This is a genomic window from Micromonospora sp. NPDC005194, assembly GCF_040608335.1.
Taxonomy (GTDB): Bacteria; Actinomycetota; Actinomycetes; order Mycobacteriales; family Micromonosporaceae; genus Micromonospora.
Map to the genome: position 1 here is coordinate 1 of NZ_JBEXIA010000026.1, position 18,287 is coordinate 18,287.

General features: G+C 70.4%; 9 protein-coding genes and 1 pseudogene. 6 read left to right on the forward strand and 4 right to left on the reverse strand.

The window, feature by feature from the left end:
• Positions 1-1,178: 1,178 nt before the first annotated feature.
• Positions 1,179-1,367: a hypothetical protein gene (locus tag ABZU53_RS21390; protein ID WP_354863390.1), complete on the reverse strand. Its 189-nt coding sequence runs from the start codon at positions 1,365-1,367 to the stop codon at positions 1,179-1,181.
• Positions 1,368-1,386: 19 nt separating this feature from the next.
• Between ABZU53_RS21390 and ABZU53_RS21395 the strand changes: the two are divergent.
• The 5 genes and pseudogenes from ABZU53_RS21395 to pulA all read left to right on the forward strand — a co-directional run.
• A pseudogene (locus ABZU53_RS21395) lies at positions 1,387-1,806 on the forward strand (hypothetical protein); the annotation flags it as partial.
• A 540-nt stretch (positions 1,807-2,346) separates the two neighbouring features.
• Positions 2,347-2,736: a hypothetical protein gene (locus ABZU53_RS21400; RefSeq protein ID WP_355067127.1), complete on the forward strand. Its 390-nt coding sequence runs from the start codon at positions 2,347-2,349 to the stop codon at positions 2,734-2,736.
• A 180-nt stretch (positions 2,737-2,916) separates the two neighbouring features.
• Entirely contained in the window at positions 2,917-3,525 is a 609-nt protein-coding gene (locus ABZU53_RS21405) for a hypothetical protein (RefSeq protein WP_355067128.1), read from the forward strand.
• 107 nt (positions 3,526-3,632) lie between these two features.
• Positions 3,633-4,325: a cellulose binding domain-containing protein gene (locus ABZU53_RS21410; protein WP_355067129.1), complete on the forward strand. Its 693-nt coding sequence runs from the start codon at positions 3,633-3,635 to the stop codon at positions 4,323-4,325.
• Positions 4,326-4,435: 110 nt separating this feature from the next.
• Positions 4,436-9,937, forward strand: coding sequence for a pullulanase-type alpha-1,6-glucosidase (gene pulA / locus ABZU53_RS21415; RefSeq protein ID WP_355067130.1), 5,502 nt, complete (start codon positions 4,436-4,438; stop codon positions 9,935-9,937).
• Between the two features lie 77 nt (positions 9,938-10,014).
• Here the strand turns inward: pulA and ABZU53_RS21420 are convergent, their stop codons facing one another.
• The 3 genes from ABZU53_RS21420 to ABZU53_RS21430 form a co-directional block, all read right to left on the reverse strand.
• Complete coding sequence (locus ABZU53_RS21420) at positions 10,015-11,976, reverse strand: hypothetical protein (RefSeq protein ID WP_355067131.1); 1,962 nt, start codon at positions 11,974-11,976, stop codon at positions 10,015-10,017.
• Positions 11,977-12,355: 379 nt separating this feature from the next.
• Entirely contained in the window at positions 12,356-14,368 is a 2,013-nt protein-coding gene (locus ABZU53_RS21425) for a hypothetical protein (RefSeq protein ID WP_355067132.1), read from the reverse strand.
• A gap of 294 nt (positions 14,369-14,662) precedes the next feature.
• Entirely contained in the window at positions 14,663-16,144 is a 1,482-nt protein-coding gene (locus tag ABZU53_RS21430) for an aminopeptidase P family protein (RefSeq protein ID WP_355067133.1), read from the reverse strand.
• A 133-nt stretch (positions 16,145-16,277) separates the two neighbouring features.
• Here ABZU53_RS21430 and asnB point away from each other — a divergent pair, with 133 nt between their 5' ends.
• A complete protein-coding gene (asnB, locus tag ABZU53_RS21435) occupies positions 16,278-18,239 on the forward strand; it encodes an asparagine synthase (glutamine-hydrolyzing) (RefSeq protein WP_354863278.1) in 1,962 nt (653 codons plus the stop codon).
• Positions 18,240-18,287: the final 48 nt, after the last annotated feature.

Sequence of the window (18,287 nt, forward strand, 5' to 3'; positions counted from 1 at the left end):
CGGTCGGCCTGGGTCTGCGACGCGGGCTTGGCCTGCGACGCGGCGTAGGCGGTGGTGACGGGGCCGGCGATGGCGCCGCCGGTGAAGGCGAGGCCGGCAGCGGTCAGAGCGGTCTTACGAATCAGATCGGTACGCATGATGGCGTGCTCCTCTGCATGTGGGGGAAAACGCAACGACACACAAGCGGGGGCGGTGTGCCGAGCGGGAAAGTTCACGGGGGACCTGGCCCGGCGGCCCAGCAGGGGGCCTGCTCGGGGATGTCCCGGAGGGTGGTGCAACGGCCCGGGGCAGCGACTCATTCCGCATTCCGGACGGCGCCGGCCGGTGGTGCTCGGCCGTGCGGGGATGTAACCGCGGCGACCGCACGGGTGTTCCCGGCGGGCCGCCACACAGGCCGGCCAATCGTGCTGCTCGGCCGTGCGGGGATGTAACCGCGGCGACCGGGCGGGTGTTCCCGGCGGCTGCCGCGCCACCGAAGCCCGAGGCTCGCGGCGGCATGCCAGGTATAACGACCCCGCCGGGTCCCCGATTCCGCCACCAGGGTGGCACCGACCACGGGACGCCGCCGCCCGGGACCGGACAAACCACCCACCGGAAACGGACACCCGCACCAGCCGGTGGTGATCGACTCGGGTTCGGCGATACCGGGGTATCCGGGCGCGCGGGACACCCCGACATCACCGAACCCGAGTGGATCACCCCCGCGCGGCCCCACCGCCACCTGATGATCGTGCTCGATCCAGGAAACAGGCCCCTCACCACGCGGGCGAGACCACTACATCCGGGATCGAGCACGATCATGCCCGCCGAAACGCGCGCGCGGTGTCCCTCGGTGGGCAGCACGCCACTGCACGCCGACCTCGGAGTCACGCCACCACCCCGGGGGGTTGATCGACTCGACTTCGGCGATACCGGGGTATCCGGACGCCCAGGACACCCCCACATCACCGAACCCGAGTGGATCACCTCCGCGCGGCCCTACCGCCACCGGATGATCGTGCTCGATCCAGGAAACAGGGGCCTCACCACGCGGGCGAGGCCACTACATCCAGGATCGAGCACGATCATGAAGGCCGGCGGGATTGTCCGCCGATCACCTGGGCCGGCCGGACAAGTCGGGTGGGACCGGCGTGGGACCGCGCGGGGTAGACCGGGGAGGTTCGACCGGGTCCGGGTCGTCAGGCGGGGTCTGCGGGTTTGGCTGCCTCACTGGCCTGGGCGTGACGTTCCAGCAGCCGCTGCCGGATCTCCTCCGGCGTGTACGCGCGCCGGCGCCGTTCGGCCCGCGCTATGACCACACCGGACGCCGCGACCCCGGCGAGGCCGGCGAGCCCGAGGACCTTCCACCACCGCATTCGTTGCCGCATCGGCCTAGGCTAGACCCTCATGAGCATCAGCCTGGATGAGGCCGTCGAGTTGACCCGCACCGGTGACGTGTGGGTGTTCCGGGGTCGTAGCGTGCCGGACCGGGCGATCCAGTTCACCACGAACAGCCCGGTCAACCACGTCGGGATGGCGGTGGTGCTGGACGACATGCCGCCGTTGATGTGGCACGCGGAGCTGGGCCGATCGTTGCCGGACCTGTGGTCGGGCACGCACCAGCGTGGTGTGCAGCTGCACGACCTGCGGGACGCGGTCTGCGTGTGGGCCAACCGGTACGGTCAGCGCGCCTGGCTGCGGCAGCTCGACCCGCCGGCGGACGGGGAGATGGAGCGGGCGGTGCTGCGGACCGTCGCGCGGTTGGACGGCACGCCGTTCCCGTCGACCGCCCAGTTGGCGTGGCGGTGGGTGCGCGGTCGGGTGCCGTCGCTGCCGGGCCCCGGCCGGGCCGCGCTTCGAGCCGTGTCGCGGGCCGCTCAGGCGACCTGGGCCGACCCGGCCGCTCCGGCCGCGTCGGAAACCCCGACCACCGGGGCCAATCCGGCCGCGTCGGGGCCCCGGGCCAGCCGGGCCACCCCGGGCAATGCGGCCAACCCCGGGACAACGGCCGCTCCGGGCGCTGCGGCCAACCCGGGGACACCGGCCAACCCGGGGACGACGGCCAACTCGGGGACGACGGCCAACTCGGGGACAACGGCCACCCCGGGGACGACGGCAGCTCCGGCCAGCGCGGCTGCGCGGGAGAGGGCGTTGGAGACGGCGTACTGCGCCGAGGTGGTGGCGGTGACCTACGAGGCGATGGGCCTGCTGCCCGCCGGTAAGCGTCCAAACTGGTACGACCCGGGACGGTTCTGGAGTGGTGACGATCTGGGGTTGACCGGTGGCGCCCGGTTGGGTGCGGAGATCGAGGTGCGGGTTCCGCCCCGCTGAGGTTTGGCCGGCCCGGTGAGCGGCAATTGCTGTCGCGTGAACGCCTCCACCGATCTCGACGCGCTGACCGGCTTCTTCGACCGGTACGGCGCCGCGATGACCTCCGGCGACCTGCCGTCGCTCGCCGGTTGTTACGCCCTGCCCGGGTTGGTGGTGGCCGACACGTACAGCTTCTCGTTCACCTCGCTCGCGGCGGTCGCGCTGTCCTTCGTGGGCGCCGCGCCCGACTACCAGGATCGACAGTTGATCGCCGCGCACGCTCGGATCGAGGACGTGCAGCCGGTGTCGGCGCTGCTGACCATGGTGTCGGTGGAGTGGGAGTTCCTGGACAGCCGGGGGTACGCGGTGCCGGGGGAGCGGTACCGCTATCTGCTGCGTACGTCGGGTGAGGGTCCGGTCATCTGCACCGTTATCCGGACGGCCTGACCGCCGGGCGACCGTCCACGCGGGCGAGCCGTTTTCCGCTTCGGGTGGGCCGGTCGGTCCGATCTGTACCCGCGAGGTTTTCGGTCTGGCCGCCGCTGGCTACGCTGTCGCGTCGGTGGGACGAGGGGAGACTTGATGGCGTCAGGGCCGGACGGTGCGGGGGGTCCGCGGACGGCGCGCGTGCTGCTGTCGGTGCCGTGGATCGTGGTGCTGCTCGGCATCGGCGCGCTGGCGGTGCTGTTGGTGATCGCGCTGTTGTCGTTCCGTACGCGGGAGCGGGAGAGCGCGCCGCAGGCCGCGCCGCCGGTGTTCCTGCCGACCGTGCCGGCTACGGCGTCGTCGGGGGCGACGCCGGGTGGGCTGGAGCGGCGCACGGCGTCGCCGCGGCCGTCGCGCAGCAGTCGGACGCCGTCGCCGCGCGCCACCACGGGTTCGCCGTCGCCGGCCCGGACGAGCGCGGCGGCGAAGGGGGCGGTGACCGCCCGGTACCAGGGCGGTACGGACGGCGGGGACGCGACGGAGGCCGTGCTGTCGGTGACGAACGAGTCGGCCCGGTCGGCGGACTGGCGGGTGGAGTTGGCGTTCGAGGACGCCATGCGGGGCCTGCGGGTCAGCGGTGCTGCGGGGATCTCCGTGTCGGCGCAGGGTGGCGGTGCGTTCGTGGTGAGCGGCGGGGCGGCGCTGGATCCGGGTGACACGCAGACGTTGCGGTTGCGGCTGGCCTGGGACGGGTCGGCGCAGCGGCCGGTGCGGTGCACGGTCAACGGCGTCGACTGTCGCTTCGGCTGAACTGGTGCCGGTGCCGGTGCCGGTGCCGGTGCAGGGCAAGGGCGACGGCGCTTCCGGGCCGGGCCGTCGATCGCTACGCTGCCCGGACGGCCCGCTGAGGGAGGCACATGTCCGGCATGCGTCGCGCGCCGCGACCGTCGCACGGTCCGGCTGCCATCGCGTCGTCGCCGTGGATCGTGGTGTGCGCCGGCCTCGTCGTGATGGTGGTTCTGCTCTTCGTGGCTCTGGGTGCGTACCGGGGGCGTAGTCCGGCTGTCGACGACGGGCCGCCGCCGGCGGGGTTGCCGTTGCCGCAGGCGCCGGTCACGCCGTCCGACCTGTCGTCGACGCCGCTGCCGGAGAGGGCGCCGGTGCTGCCGGGGCTGTCGCCGCGGGCGAGCGGGCCGCCCCCGAGCACGCCGGCGATGTCGCGGCCACCGGCGGTCGGCCCGACGGTGGCACCGACCTCGCTGCGACCGTCGGCGGGGGTGCCGCCGCAGCAGCCGCCGGCGGTGAGTGGACGCTACCGGGTGGTGCAGAGCTTCGACGGAGGTTTCATCGGCGAGGTGCTGATCGTCAACGCATCCGGTGTGGACCGCGGTTGGACGGTGCGGTTCGAGTTCGCCGGTGGTCGGCTGGTGACCACCTGGGTGGAGGGTGTGCCCCAGGGGACGGTGCGGCAGTTCGACGGCGGTTTCACGTACGTCAGTGGGGTGGACGTGCCGGCCGGCGGGTCGGTGGCGTTGCGGTTCCACCTGGAACGGGCGTCGACGACGCCGCGAGGCTGCACAGTCGACGGAGTGCGCTGCGGCGGGTTCTGAGCTGTGCTTCCGCAAGGACACTGCTCGGTTACGACTTTGTTTGCAAGGTATTGCAGATTGTTTCGGCAAGGGTTAGCGTGCGGCCAATCACGACCAGAGGAAGGCCGTCGATGAAACCCCCGCCGATTCCGCGTACCGCCCTGCTCGCGCTCGTCTGCCTGCTCACCTTCACCCTCGTCGGTACGCCGGACTCCGCGCGGCCCCTGGGCGCCGACGCCGACCCCCGACCGTCCGGCACCGACCCCCTCGCCGCGGCCGGCGCCGTCCAGTGGCGCGACGAGCCCACCGCCGAGGCGTTGCTGGCCGCCGGCGCCGACACCGCGCGTGCCGAGCAGTTCTACTTCGTCCTGCCGGACCGGTTCGCCAACGGCGACCGGCGCAACGACTCCGGTGGCCTGACCGGCGACCGGCTGCGCACCGGGCTCGACCCGACCGACAAGGGCTTCTACCACGGCGGTGACCTCAAGGGCGTCATCGACAAGTTGGCCTACATCCAGGGTCTGGGCACCACCGCCATCTGGCTCGCACCGATCTTCAAGAACCGTCCGGTGCAGGGCAAGGGCGACGACATCTCGGCCGGCTACCACGGATACTGGATCACCGACTTCACCCAGGTCGACCCGCACTTCGGCACGAACGCGCAGCTCAAGGAGTTGGTCTCGCTCGCGCACCGGCGGGGGATCAAGGTCTACCTCGACGTCGTGGTCAACCACACCGCCGACGTCATCAAGTACGCCGAGGACTCCTACGCCTACGTGGACAAGGCCACCTCGCCGTACGTCGACGCGCAGGGGCGGGCCTTCGAGGACCGCAACTACGCCGACGGCAGCCGTGACTTCCCCACGGTCGACAGGAACTCCGGCCCGTACACGCCGGTCTTTCCCGAGCCCGGCGACGCCACCGTGAAGGTGCCGGCCTGGCTCAACGACGCGACCATGTACCACAACCGGGGTGACTCCACCTTCTCCGGTGAGAACAGCGAGTACGGCGACTTCAGCGGCCTCGACGACCTGTGGACCGAGCGTCCCGAGGTGGTGCGGGGCATGACGAAGGCGTACGGCGACTGGATCGGCGCGACCGGCGTCGACGGGTTCCGGCTGGACACCGTCAAGCACGTCAACATGGACTTCTGGCCGCAGTTCACCCGGGGCGTCGAGCGGGCCGCCGAGAAGGCCGGCAAGAAGGACTTCTTCCTGTTCGGCGAGGTCTACAGCGCCAACCCGGAGATCACGTCGACGTACGTGCGGCGCGGTGGTCTGCCGGCCACCATCGACTTCGCGTTCCAGGAGGCCGCGCGGGGCTACACGGCGGGCGCCGGCTCGGCGAAGGCCCTCGCCGACGTGTACGCCCGCGACGACCTCTACGCCGCCCGGGACACCGACGCGGGTCGGCTGACCACGTTCCTCGGCAACCACGACATGGGCCGGATCGGGTCGTTCATCGCCGGCGGCGGCACCGCCCCGGCCAGCCACCTGCGGCGGGACCAGCTCGCCCACCAGCTGATGTTCCTCACCCGCGGTCAGCCGGTGGTCTACTCCGGTGACGAGCAGGGCTTCACCGGCCCCGGTGGGGACAAGGACGCCCGGCAGGACATGTTCGCCTCGAAGGTGCCCGACTATCTCGACGACGACCTGCTCGGCACCGACCGCACCCACGCCAGCGACCAGTTCGACACCGGCCACCCGCTGTACCGGACGATCGCCGAGCTGGGCCGGCTGCGCCAGGCGCACCCCGCGCTGCGCGACGGCATCCAGGTCACCCGGTACGCCGCCGACGGCCCCGGCGTGTTCGCCGCCTCCCGGATCGCCCCCGCCGACCGGACCGAGTACGTGGTGGCGGTGAACAACGCCGAGACCGCGCAGACTGTCACCGTGGACACCTGGTCGGCCGGCGCCACCTTCACCGGCATCTACGGCGGATCGGGCGGCCAACAGGCCGGCGCCGACGGCAGGCTGACGCTGACCGTGCCGCCGCTGTCGGCGGCCGTGTACCGCGCGGGCACCGCCATCGCCCGGCCGACCGGCAAGCCGACCATCAGCATCACCACCCCCGCGCCGGGCGCCTCGGTGGCGACCCGCGCGGCGGTCACCGCGAAGGTGACCGGCGACCCGCTGGCCACCGTCACCGTGGCGGCCCGGGTGGCTGGCGGCAGGTGGACGCTGCTGGGCAGCGCCGACCACGCGCCGTACACCGTGCACCACGACCTGGACGGGCTGGCCGGCGGCACCCGGATCGAGTACCGCGCCGTCGTCCGCGACGGCCGTGGCCGCACCGCGACGGCACGGTCCGTCGCCGTCGTCGGCACGCCCGAGCAGGGCGGGTCCCGGGAGTGGGCGGTGGTGCACTACCAGCGTCCGGCCGGGGGGTACGACGACTGGGGGCTGTACGCCTGGGGCGACATCGACCCGGCGTACGTCACCGAGTGGCCGAAGGGGCAGCCGTTCGCCGGGGAGGACTCCTACGGCCGGTTCGCCTGGGTGAAGCTCAAGCCGGGCGCGAAGTCCGTGGGCTTCGTGGTGGTCGACAAGAATGGCACCAAGGACGTCGCCCAGGATCGCAGCATCGACGTGACGGCCACCGGTGAGGTCTGGCTCAAGCAGGGTGACCCGGCGGTCTATCCGAGCAGGCAGGCGGCCACCGGGCAACCGGACCCGGCGGTCGAGGAGGGCACCGCGGTGATCCACTACCGGCGGGCCGACGGCAAGTACGACGGGTGGGGCCTGCACCTGTGGGACGGTGCGGCCAACCCGACCGAGTGGGCGACCCCGCTCGCGCCGACGTCGATCGACGCGTTCGGCGCGGTGTTCCGGGTGCCGCTGGCGGCCGGGGCCACCGGGCTGAACTACATCATCCACAAGGGCGACACCAAGGATCTGCCCGACGACCAGCGGCTCGACTTCGCCAGCGCCGGCCGGGAGGTGTGGTTGCTCGCCGCCACCCCGGGGCGGCTGCTGCCGTCGACCGCGACCAGCGCGGGCGGGGACACCGACATCGGCAAGCAGAAGGCGCAATGGATCGACCGGTCCACAGTGGCCTGGCAGACACCACCGACCGACGGTCGGGTGTACGCCCTGGTGGCCGCCCCCACCGGCGGGGTGAGCGTCGTCGACGGCGAGCTGTCCGGGACGTACACCAGTCTGCCGTTGCGGGCGCAGCGCAACGGGCTCACCGAGGCCCAGCGCGCGGCGTTCCCGCACCTGTGGTCCTACCGGGCCTTCTCCCTCGACCGGGGCGACCTGGCGAAGGTGCCGGCGGCGCTGCGCGGGCAGCTGCTGGTCACCGAGCGCGACGCGGCGGGCGCCCTGCTCGCCGCGACCGGCGTGCAGATTCCCGGCGTGCTCGACGACGTGTACTCCCGGGCCACCCAGGTCACGCTCGGTCCGACCTTCGCCGGCCGTACGCCGAGCCTCGCGCTCTGGGCGCCGACCGCCCGGACGGTGGCGCTGCAACTGTTCGACTCACCCGCCGCGGCGCCGAAGACGGTGCCGATGCGCCGCGACGACCGCACCGGCGTCTGGTCGGTGCGCGGCAGCCACGCCTGGACGGGGAAGTACTACCGCTACCAGGTGCAGGCGTGGCAGCCGGCCGCGCAGCGGATGGTCACCGCGTCGGTGACCGACCCGTACTCGGTGGCTCTCGCCGCGGACTCCACGCACAGCCAGCTGGTCGACCTGAACGATCCGGCGCTGGCCCCGGCGGGGTGGCGGACGCTGCGCAAGCCGGCCGCCGTGCCGGCGTCGAAGGCGCAGATCTCCGAGCTGTCGGTGCGCGACTTCTCCATCGCCGACGAGACCGTGCCGGCGCAGCGGCGGGGCACCTTCCTGGCGTTCACCGACCCGAAAACCGCCGGGATGACCCACCTGCGGGCGTTGGGCGACGCCGGTGTGACGCACCTGCACCTGTTGCCGGCGTTCGACTTCGCCACGATCCCCGAGAAGCGGGCCGACCAGCGCCAGCCGGCCTGTGACCTGGCGGCCCTTCCGCCGGACTCCGAGCAGCAGCAGAAGTGCGTGGCGGCGGTGGCCGAGACCGACGGCTACAACTGGGGATACGACCCGCTGCACTACACAGTGCCGGAGGGCGGATACGCCGTCGACCCGGTCGGCGCGGCGCGGACCACCGAGTTCCGGCGGATGGTCGCCGGGGTGAACGAGGCCGGCCTGCGGGTGGTCATGGACGTGGTCTACAACCACACCTCGGCGGCCGGCGTCGACGAGAAATCGGTGCTCGACCAGGTGGTGCCCGGCTACTACCACCGGTTGCTCGACGACGGGACGGTGGCCAACTCCACCTGCTGCGCCAACACCGCCCCGGAACACGCGATGATGGGCAAGCTGGTCGTCGACTCGCTGGTCACCTGGGCCAAGCAGTACAAGGTTGACGGCTTCCGGTTCGACCTCATGGGCCACCACCCGAAGGCGAACATCCTGGCCGTGCGTGCCGCGCTGGACCGGCTGACCGTCGCCCGCGACGGGGTGGACGGCAAGGCGATCATGCTCTACGGAGAGGGCTGGAACTTCGGCGAGGTCGCCAATGACGCCCGGTTCGTGCAGGCCACCCAGGCCAACATGGCCGGCACCGGCATCGGCACGTTCAACGACCGGCTGCGCGACGCGGTACGCGGCGGCGGACCGTTCGACGCCAACCCCCGCGCGCAGGGTTTCGCCTCCGGGCTCTACAGCGACCCCAACGGCGACCCGGTGAACGGGTCGGCGGCGGCACAGAAGGCCCGCCTGCTGCACGCCCACGACCTGATCAAGGTGGGTCTCACGGGCAACCTGCGGGACTACCGGTTCACCGACACCTCCGGGCGGACGGTCACCGGGGCGCAGGTGGACTACAACGGCGCCCCGGCCGGCTACACCGCCGCGCCCGGGGAGGCGGTCACCTACGTCGACGCGCACGACAACGAGATCCTGTACGACGCGCTGGCGTACAAGCTGCCGCAGGCCACCACCGCGGCGGACCGTTCCCGGATGCAGGTGCTGGCGCTGAGCACGGTGGTGCTGGGGCAGGGCACCGGGTTCGTCCCCGCCGGCACCGAACGGCTGCGGTCGAAGTCGTTGGACCGCAACTCGTTCAACTCCGGTGACTGGTTCAACCAGATCCGCTGGGGTTGCGAGCGGGGCAACGGGTTCGGCGCCGGCCTGCCGCCGGCGCAGGACAACCAGGACAAGTGGTCGTACGCGAAGCCGCTGCTGGCCGATCCGACGTTGGTGCCGGACTGCGCCGCGATCAACCTGGCCGACGCCCGGTACGCGGAGCTGCTGCGGATCCGGGAGTCCTCGCCGGTGTTCGGGCTGGCCACCGCCGGCCAGGTGCAGCAGCGGGTCGCCTTCCCGCTCTCCGGCGAGAAGGAGACGCCGGGCGTGCTCACCATGACCCTGGACGCCCGGGGGCTGGACGGGAAGTGGAAGTCGGTGACCGTCGTCTTCAACGCCACCCCTGGGGCCGCGAAGCAGACGGTGACCGGCCTGCGCGGGGCGAACGTGGCGCTGCACCCGGTGCTGCGGGAGTCCGCCGATTCGGTGCTGCGGACCGCCTCGTTCGACCAGGCAAGCGGCACGTTCACCGTGCCGGCGCGCAGCGTGGCGGTCTTCGTCCAGGGCTGATCCCACGACGATCCGGCCCCCTGCCACCGAGGTGGTAGGGGGCCGGACCCTGCGTGGATCCGTTCGCTGACCGTCGGTCAGTTGAAGCAGTCCTTGACGGTGCCGGCGCAGTTGGTGGGGTCGTTGTTGGTGATGGTCGACTTTTCGTCGAGGCGGACCTTGCCGTTGTTGTTGAGGATGCCGCCGGCGACTCGGTGTGTCTTGGAGGAGTCGGTGGCGGTGTTCTTGGTGACGCGGGTCTTGGTCAGGGTGACTGTGCCCTTGTTGTTGAAGATGCCGCCGCCGTTGAGGGCGGTGTTGGCCTTGATTTCGGTGTCCCGCAGGGTGAGGCGGGCGTTGTCGTCCTTGTTGTCCTTGTTGTCGGGCTCCTCGAAGCCTTCCTTGAGCTTGACGTCGGGGTCGCCGTTGAAGATGCCGCCGCCGAAGCGTCCGGCGGTGTTCTCGACGATCTCGCTGTCGGCGATGGTGGCGGTGGCTTCCTGCTCCTTTTGGTCCTTCTTGTCGTCGCTGGAGGAGGGGCCTTCCTTCTTCTTTTCTTCGCCGCCGGTGTTGACGACGCCGCCGCCGTCCTTGCTGGCGTGGTTCTTGGCGACGATGACCTTCTCGAGGTCGAGGTTGGTGTTGCGGGCGTAGATGCCGCCGCCGCTTTCGCAGGCGGTGTTCTTCGTGATGCTCGACAGGACGATCTTGACGAAGCCGCTGGAGCTGAACACGCCGCCGCCGTTGCCGTTGGCCGTGTTGCCGTCGATGGAGGTCTTGAAGATCTCCACGCTGCCGGCCTCGTCGCGGCCCTGCACGCCTGGCCAGTAGTCGTTGTTCTTGTCCTTGTCCTTGCCGTGTTCTTCCTTCTTGCCGCGGCCGTTGGCGATGCCGCCGCCGTTGTCACCGGCGGTGTTGTTGGTGATGCGGGACTCGTGATCCCGCTCGTGGGAGAACTCGTTCTTGCCGTCGTTCTTGTCGTCGTTCTTGTCGTCGGCCTTGCCGTCGGCGGACCCGCCCTGGCCGTGGGAGGACCAGTCCTTGTCGTCGGAGGACCCCTTGACCTTGAGTACGCCGACGTTGAAGATGCCGCCGCCGTTCTCCCGGGCGTGGTTGTTCTCGACCTCGCTGTCGTCGAGGTCGACCCGGCCGAAGTTGGCGATGGCGCCGCCGTTGCCTTCGGCGTTGTTGCGGGTCAGTTCGACCTTCTCCAGGTGGGCGCTGCCGCCGCGCTCGACCAGCAGCGCACCGCCGTCCGCATCGCCGTCCTTCTTCATCGGCGGCGCGGGCTTCTCCGGAGCCGCCGAAGGAACGTCGGCACCCTGCGGCACATCCGCAGCCTGCGGCGCGTCGGCAACCTGCGGACCGCCGGGGCCCTGCGGGCCGCCGGGGCCCTGGGGACCGCCGGGGCCCTGCGGACCGCCGGGGCCCTGGGGACCGCCGGGGCCCTGCGGCGCGCCGCCGTACTTGAACTCGGCGGCGTTGCCGTCCTTGACGGTGAGGTCCTTCAGGGTCAGGTCGCCGCCGTCGGCGACCCGGAAGATCCGGAACGCGTCCTCGGAGTCCCGCTTGATCGTCGCGTCGTTGCCCTTGATCGTGATCTCCTGCCGGATCGTCGGCAGACCCGTACCGGACTTCTTGTCGGAGAAGCTCAACTCGTAGGTGCAGTGCGGAGCCAGCTTCAACGTGCCGCCCTGGTCCCGGTTCGCCAGATCGATCGCCTCGATCAGCTTCTCATCGTCACAAGGCACCTCCCGCACCCTGCCGTGCTCATCCCGGTCCTTGCCACGCTCGTCCCGGTCCTTGCCACGCTCATCCCGGTCCTTGCCACGCTCATCCCGGTCCTTGCCGTCGTCCTTTTTGAGCTGCTGAGCCGTGGACCACTTCACATCGGTCAACCGGTGGGCACCGGTGGCCCCGGTGGTCGCGTAGGCGACCCCTGCGAGGCTGACCGCTCCTGTGAGGCCCACAATGCCGGTGGCGAGCCAGAGCCGGCGACGACGGATCGGAAAGGTCGTCTCACGGTTGGCGTCCTCGTTATTGCGAAGGTAGTTGGACATCGGAGCTCTCTGCCCTCTCCTTGTACCCGACAAGGTCGCTTCGCCACAGCGAGGCGGCCTTCGCTACAAATCGGTTGTAGCTGCTGAAGAACACCATATGAGAACCTTCTTCGCCTCGTGGGCGTATGCGAAAAAAGCCCACATTAGGTATGTGGGCGGTGCAGCCGGCAGCACGGCGGACGGCCGGGCAGCAGGGGCGTCACGGATGGCGAAGGGCGTCGTGGAGGGCGGAAAGCGCGCGGTCACTTCCGATGACCGCGCGGCCACCTCCGGCGGCACGCGTTCCTGACGCGCGGCGCACCACAACCGGGTGGGCTACGCGGGAGGGGAGTCCCTTTCCGCCGCGCGGCGGAAAGGGACTCCCGCGATCATGCGCTGGTCAGTTGAAGCAGTCCTTGACGGTGCCGGCGCAGTTGGTGGGGTCGTTGTTGGTGATGGTCGACTTTTCGTCGAGGCGGACCTTGCCGTTGTTGTTGAGGATGCCGCCGGCGACTCGGTGTGTCTTGGAGGAGTCGGTGGCGGTGTTCTTGGTGACGCGGGTCTTGGTCAGGGTGACTGTGCCCTTGTTGTTGAAGATGCCGCCGCCGTTGAGGGCGGTGTTGGCCTTGATTTCGGTGTCCCGCAGGGTGAGGCGGGCGTTGTCGTCCTTGTTGTCCTTGTTGTCGGGCTCCTCGAAGCCTTCCTTGAGCTTGACGTCGGGGTCGCCGTTGAAGATGCCGCCGCCGAAGCGTCCGGCGGTGTTCTCGACGATCTCGCTGTCGGCGATGGTGGCGGTGGCTTCCTGCTCCTTTTGGTCCTTCTTGTCGTCGCTGGAGGAGGGGCCTTCCTTCTTCTTTTCTTCGCCGCCGGTGTTGACGACGCCGCCGCCGTCCTTGCTGGCGTGGTTCTTGGCGACGATGACCTTCTCGAGGTCGAGGTTGGTGTTGCGGGCGTAGATGCCGCCGCCGCTTTCGCAGGCGGTGTTCTTCGTGATGCTCGACAGGACGATCTTGACGAAGCCGCTGGAGCTGAACACGCCGCCGCCGTTGCCGTTGGCCGTGTTGCCGTCGATGGAGGTCTTGAAGATCTCCACGCTGCCGGCCTCGTCGCGGCCCTGCACGCCTGGCCAGTAGTCGTTGTTCTTGTCCTTGTCCTTGCCGTGTTCTTCCTTCTTGCCGCGGCCGTTGGCGATGCCGCCGCCGTTGTCACCGGCGGTGTTGTTGGTGATGCGGGACTCGTGATCCCGCTCGTGGGAGAACTCGTTCTTGCCGTCGTTCTTGTCGTCGTTCTTGTCGTCGGCCTTGCCGTCGGCGGACCCGCCCTGGCCGTGGGAGGACCAGTCCTTGTCGTCGGAGGACCCCTTGACCTTGAGTACGCCGACGTTGAAGATGCCGCCGCCGTTCTCCCGGGCGTGGTTGTTCTCGACCTCGCTGTCGTCGAGGTCGACCCGGCCGAAGTTGGCGATGGCGCCGCCGTTGCCTTCGGCGTTGTTGCGGGTCAGTTCGACCTTCTCCAGGTGGGCGCTGCCGCCGCGCTCGACCAGCAGCGCACCGCCGTCCGCATCGCCGTCCTTCTTCATCGGCGGCGCGGGCTTCTCCGGAGCCGCCGAAGGAACGTCGGCACCCTGCGGCACATCCGCAGCCTGCGGCGCGTCGGCAACCTGCGGACCGCCGGGGCCCTGCGGGCCGCCGGGGCCCTGGGGACCGCCGGGGCCCTGCGGACCGCCGGGGCCCTGGGGACCGCCGGGGCCCTGCGGCGCGCCGCCGTACTTGAACTCGGCGGCGTTGCCGTCCTTGACGGTGAGGTCCTTCAGGGTCAGGTCGCCGCCGGCGGCGACCCGGAAGATCCGGAACGCGTCCTCGGAGTCCCGCTTGATCGTCGCGTCGTTGCCCTTGATCGTGATCTCCTGCCGGATCGTCGGCAGACCCGTACCGGACTTCTTGTCGGAGAAGCTCAACTCGTAGGTGCAGTGCGGAGCCAGCTTCAACGTGCCGCCCTGGTCCCGGTTCGCCAGATCGATCGCCTCGATCAGCTTCTCATCGTCACAAGGCACCTCCCGCACCCTGCCGTGCTCATCCCGGTCCTCGCCACGCTCGTCCCGGTCCTTGCCACGCTCGTCCCGGTCCTTGCCACGCTCATCCCGGTCCTTGCCACGCTCATCCCGGTCCTTACCGTCGTCCTGGCCTTCGGCCTGGCCGGCGTCGCTGACGTTCTGCTTCGGCGCCGCCTGCGAGTCGCTGGCCCGCTGTGCGTCGTCGGGCTTGTGGTCACGGGCAGCCAGCCCACCCAGTGCCGCCAGACCGACGACGCCGGTCAGGCCGGCCACGCCGGTGGCGACCCACAGCTTGCGTCGCCTAGTCGACGGCGCGGCCGCTGGGGCCCCGCCGTCGGGAGTCGTTACGTCGTTGGACATCAGAGCCTTCCGCCCTTTCCTGCTACCAGACGGGCTCGTACCACTTGAGCGGCACGAGCAGCTACAAATGGGTTGCAGCCTGTTATCCACACCGTATGAGAAGGATCCTCGCGAGGCGGACTTATCCGAAAAAAGCCCGCATTCGCCTCACGTCGGTCGGGTGGGTACACCGGGGCGCAGGGCGTGAAGAAAGGCCCTGGGCAGCGCAAACAGCGACGGGCCCCGCCACCGGTGTCAGGACGACGGAAAACGTCGCTGGCACCGGGGGCGGGGCCCGCCGGGGGTCGTACCGGGTCAGCCGGGCAGGCGCGGACCCGCCTCGCGCTGCTCGGCCAGCCAGGTCTCCACCTCGTCGGAGCGGCGCGGCAGGCCGGCCGAGAGGTTCACCGCGCCGGTAGCGGTGACCAGGATGTCGTCCTCGATCCGCACGCCGGTGCCGCGCAGCTCCTCGGGGACCAGCTCGTCCTCCGGCTGGAAGTACAGCCCCGGCTCGACGGTCAGCACATAGCCCTCGCCGAGCACGCCGTCGCGGTAGTGCTCCTTGCGGGCGTTGGCGCAGTCGTGCACGTCGATGCCGAGCATGTGGCTGGTGCCGTGCAGCGTCCACCGGCGGTAGACCGTCGAGGCCGGGTCCATCGCCTCGTCCACGCTCACCGGGAGCAGCCCGAGGTCCTTGAGCGCCTCGGCGAGGACCCGCATGGCGGTCAGGTGGACGTCCTTGAACGCCACGCCGGGCTTGATGATGTCGATGCCGGCCTGCTGCGCGGCGTACACGGCGTCGTAGACCTGGCGCTGCAATGGGGTGAACCGGCCGTCGACCGGCAACACCCGGGTGACGTCGGCGGTGTAGAGGTTGTGCCCCTCGACGCCCATGTCCATCAGCAGCAGGTCACCGGGACGGGTGGTGCCGTGGTTGTGCACCCAGTGCAGGATCGTGGCGTGCTCGCCGGCGCCGACGATCGAGCCGTACCCGACGTCGTTGCCGTCGTGGCGGGCGCGCAGCGCGAAGATCCCCTCCAGCAGTCGCTCCGAGACGGCGCGGTCGGCGGGGAGGATCCGGGCCACGTCCTCGAAGCCGCGCACCGTGGCGTCGACGGCGTCCTGAAGCTGGCCGATCTCCCACTCGTCCTTGACCAGCTTCTGCTCCGAGATGGCGATCGCGAGCTCCCGGTCGCGGGGCGGCTGCCCCTCGGCGCGGACCCCGTCGTACGGGCGGACGGCCGCGTCGACCTGGGCGTCGAACCCGCGCAGCACCCGGGTGCGACCGGGTGCCAGGTCGGCCAGCGCCGCCTCCAGGCCGCTCAGGTCGGCGGTGGGCATGCCCAGCTCGGTGGACTTCTCGCCGAGGGTGTGTCGCCGGCCGACCCACAGCTCGCCGTGCCGGCTGCGGAAGAACTCGTCGGTCTCCCGGGACGAGCGGGGCCGCATGAACAGCGTCGCGTCGTGCCCCGAGCCGTTCGGGCGCAGCACCAGCACGCTGTCCGGGTCGTGGTCGCCGGTCAGGTAGGCGAAGTCGCTGCCCGGCCGGAACGGGTAGGTGGTGTCGTTGGCGCGGACCTTCTCGCCGCCGGTCGGGATGACCAGTGTCTCGCCGGGGAACGCCGCCGAGAGCGCGGCGCGGCGCTTGGCGTAGTTGGGTGCCTCGGGACGGGGCGTGACCGGGAGTTCGGTGTCCCGCCAGCCCTGCCGCATGAAGGACAGGAACGCCTCCGGAAAGTCCGGATCGTGCGATTCCGTGCCGTCTGTCGGCGTACCGTCGGTGCGTTCCTCGGTCATTGCGCCGCTCCCTCCGCGTCGTTGCTGGTCCCGACGGTACCGCGTGCCCGGTTCGTGTTGGTGGCGGCCGGGAGCGCTCCGGATCGACGGACGGCTGCGACGGGCCGACGGACCGCGTGGAAAGATGACCACCATGTGCGGACTCCTGGCCTTCTTCAGCGCGAACGGCAACGCCGCCGCGCACCGCGACCACATCGCCGGAGCATTGGAATGCCTGCACCACCGCGGCCCCGACGAGACAGGGGTCGAGGTGGTCGGCGACGCCTCCGGCCGGTACGCGGACGGCGTGTTCGCCCACAAGCGGCTCGCCATCATCGACGTCGCGTCGAGTCACGAGCCGCTGCCCTACGCGAACGGCCGTTATCTGCTCACCTTCAACGGTGAGATCTACAACTACATCGAGCTGCGCGACGAGCTCGTCCGGAACTTCGGCGCGCAGTTCGCGACGGCCGGTGACGGCGAGGTGATCGTCGCCGGCTACCACTACTGGGGCGAGCAGGTGCTCACCCGCCTGCGTGGCATGTTCGCCTTCGTCATCTGGGACCGGCAGGAACGGCGCGCGTTCGGCGCCCGCGACTACTTCGGCATCAAGCCGCTGCACTACCTGGAGACCGCCGACGGCCTCTACCTGGCATCGGAGAAGAAGGCGCTGCTGCCGTTCGCGCACAGCAACTACCAGGGCGACGCGGGTGTCGACGCGGCCAACCTGAGCCACTACCTGACGCTGCAGTACGTTCCCGAGCCCGGCACCCTGCACAAGGGCATCAGCCGCATCGGCTCGGGGGAGTACCTGACCTGGTCCCCGGGCGGGCGGATCGACGTACGCCGGTGGTACCGGCCGGTGTTCCGGCCCGCGCCGGTCGACGACGAGCAGAAGCTCTACCACGAGATCCGGGAGACGCTGCGCGAGAGCGTACGCATGCACATGCGCTCCGACGTGCCGGTCGGGTCGTTCCTGTCCAGCGGCATCGACTCGACAGCGGTCGTCGCGCTGGCCCGCGAGTTCAACCCGAACATCCTCACCTTCACCGTCGGCTACGACGTGCCGGGATATTCGGAGATCGACGTCGCGCAGGAGTCGGCCCGGCACCTGGACGTCACCACCATCCCCACCAAGATCGGTCCGCAGGACATGATCGACGCGCTGCCGAAGATCGTCTGGCACCTGGACGACCCGGTGGCGGACCCGGCGCTGGTGCCGCTCTACTTCGTGGCGAAGAAGGCCGCCGAGCACGTCACTGTGGTGCTCTCCGGCGAGGGGGCCGACGAGTTCTTCGGCGGTTACACGATCTACCGGGAGCCGCTGTCGCTCGGCACCGTCAACGGCCTGCCCGGCGGCGTGCAGAAGGGCCTGCGGGCGGTCTCCAAGGCGATCCCGCAGGGGGTCAAGGGCAAGAGCTTCCTGGAGCGCGGCACCACCCCGATCGAGGAGCGCTACTACGGCAACGCCCGGATGTTCACCGAGGAGGAGAAGCAGCACCTGCTGCGCCGCTACGACCCCTCGGTGCGCTACACGGACGTGACCGCGCCGATCTACGCCGAGTGCACCGAGCTGGACGACGTCACCAAGATGCAGTACGTCGACCTCTACACCTGGCTGCGCGGCGACATCCTGGTCAAGGCCGACCGGATCTCGATGTCGCACTCGCTGGAGGTGCGGGTGCCGTTCCTCGACCGCGAGGTCTTCGACGTCGCGGCGAAGATCCCGGTGGATCTCAAGCTGCCGCCGCGCTCCGACGCCACCAAGTACGCGATGCGTCAGGCGTTGCAGGGTGTCGTGCCGCCGGCGATCGTCAACCGCAAGAAGCTGGGCTTCCCGACGCCCACCCGGGTCTGGCTGCGCGGCGAGATGTACGAGTGGGCCCGGCACGTGCTGAGCACCTCGGGGGCGGGTGACCTGCTCGACCTGTCGTACGCGCTGCGGCTGCTCGACGAGCACAAGCGGGAGGAGGCCGACCACTCCCGCAAGGTGTGGACGGTGCTGATCTTCTGCATCTGGCACGCCATCTTCGTGGCCAAGACGCTCGATCCGGGCATCCAGCGCAACCAGTCGGCTCTGCTGACGAAGCCGGTGGTCGGCTCCATGGTCCGCTGATCCAGCGACCCCACCCTGTCGATCAAGAGGTTTGCGTCACCCGAGTGA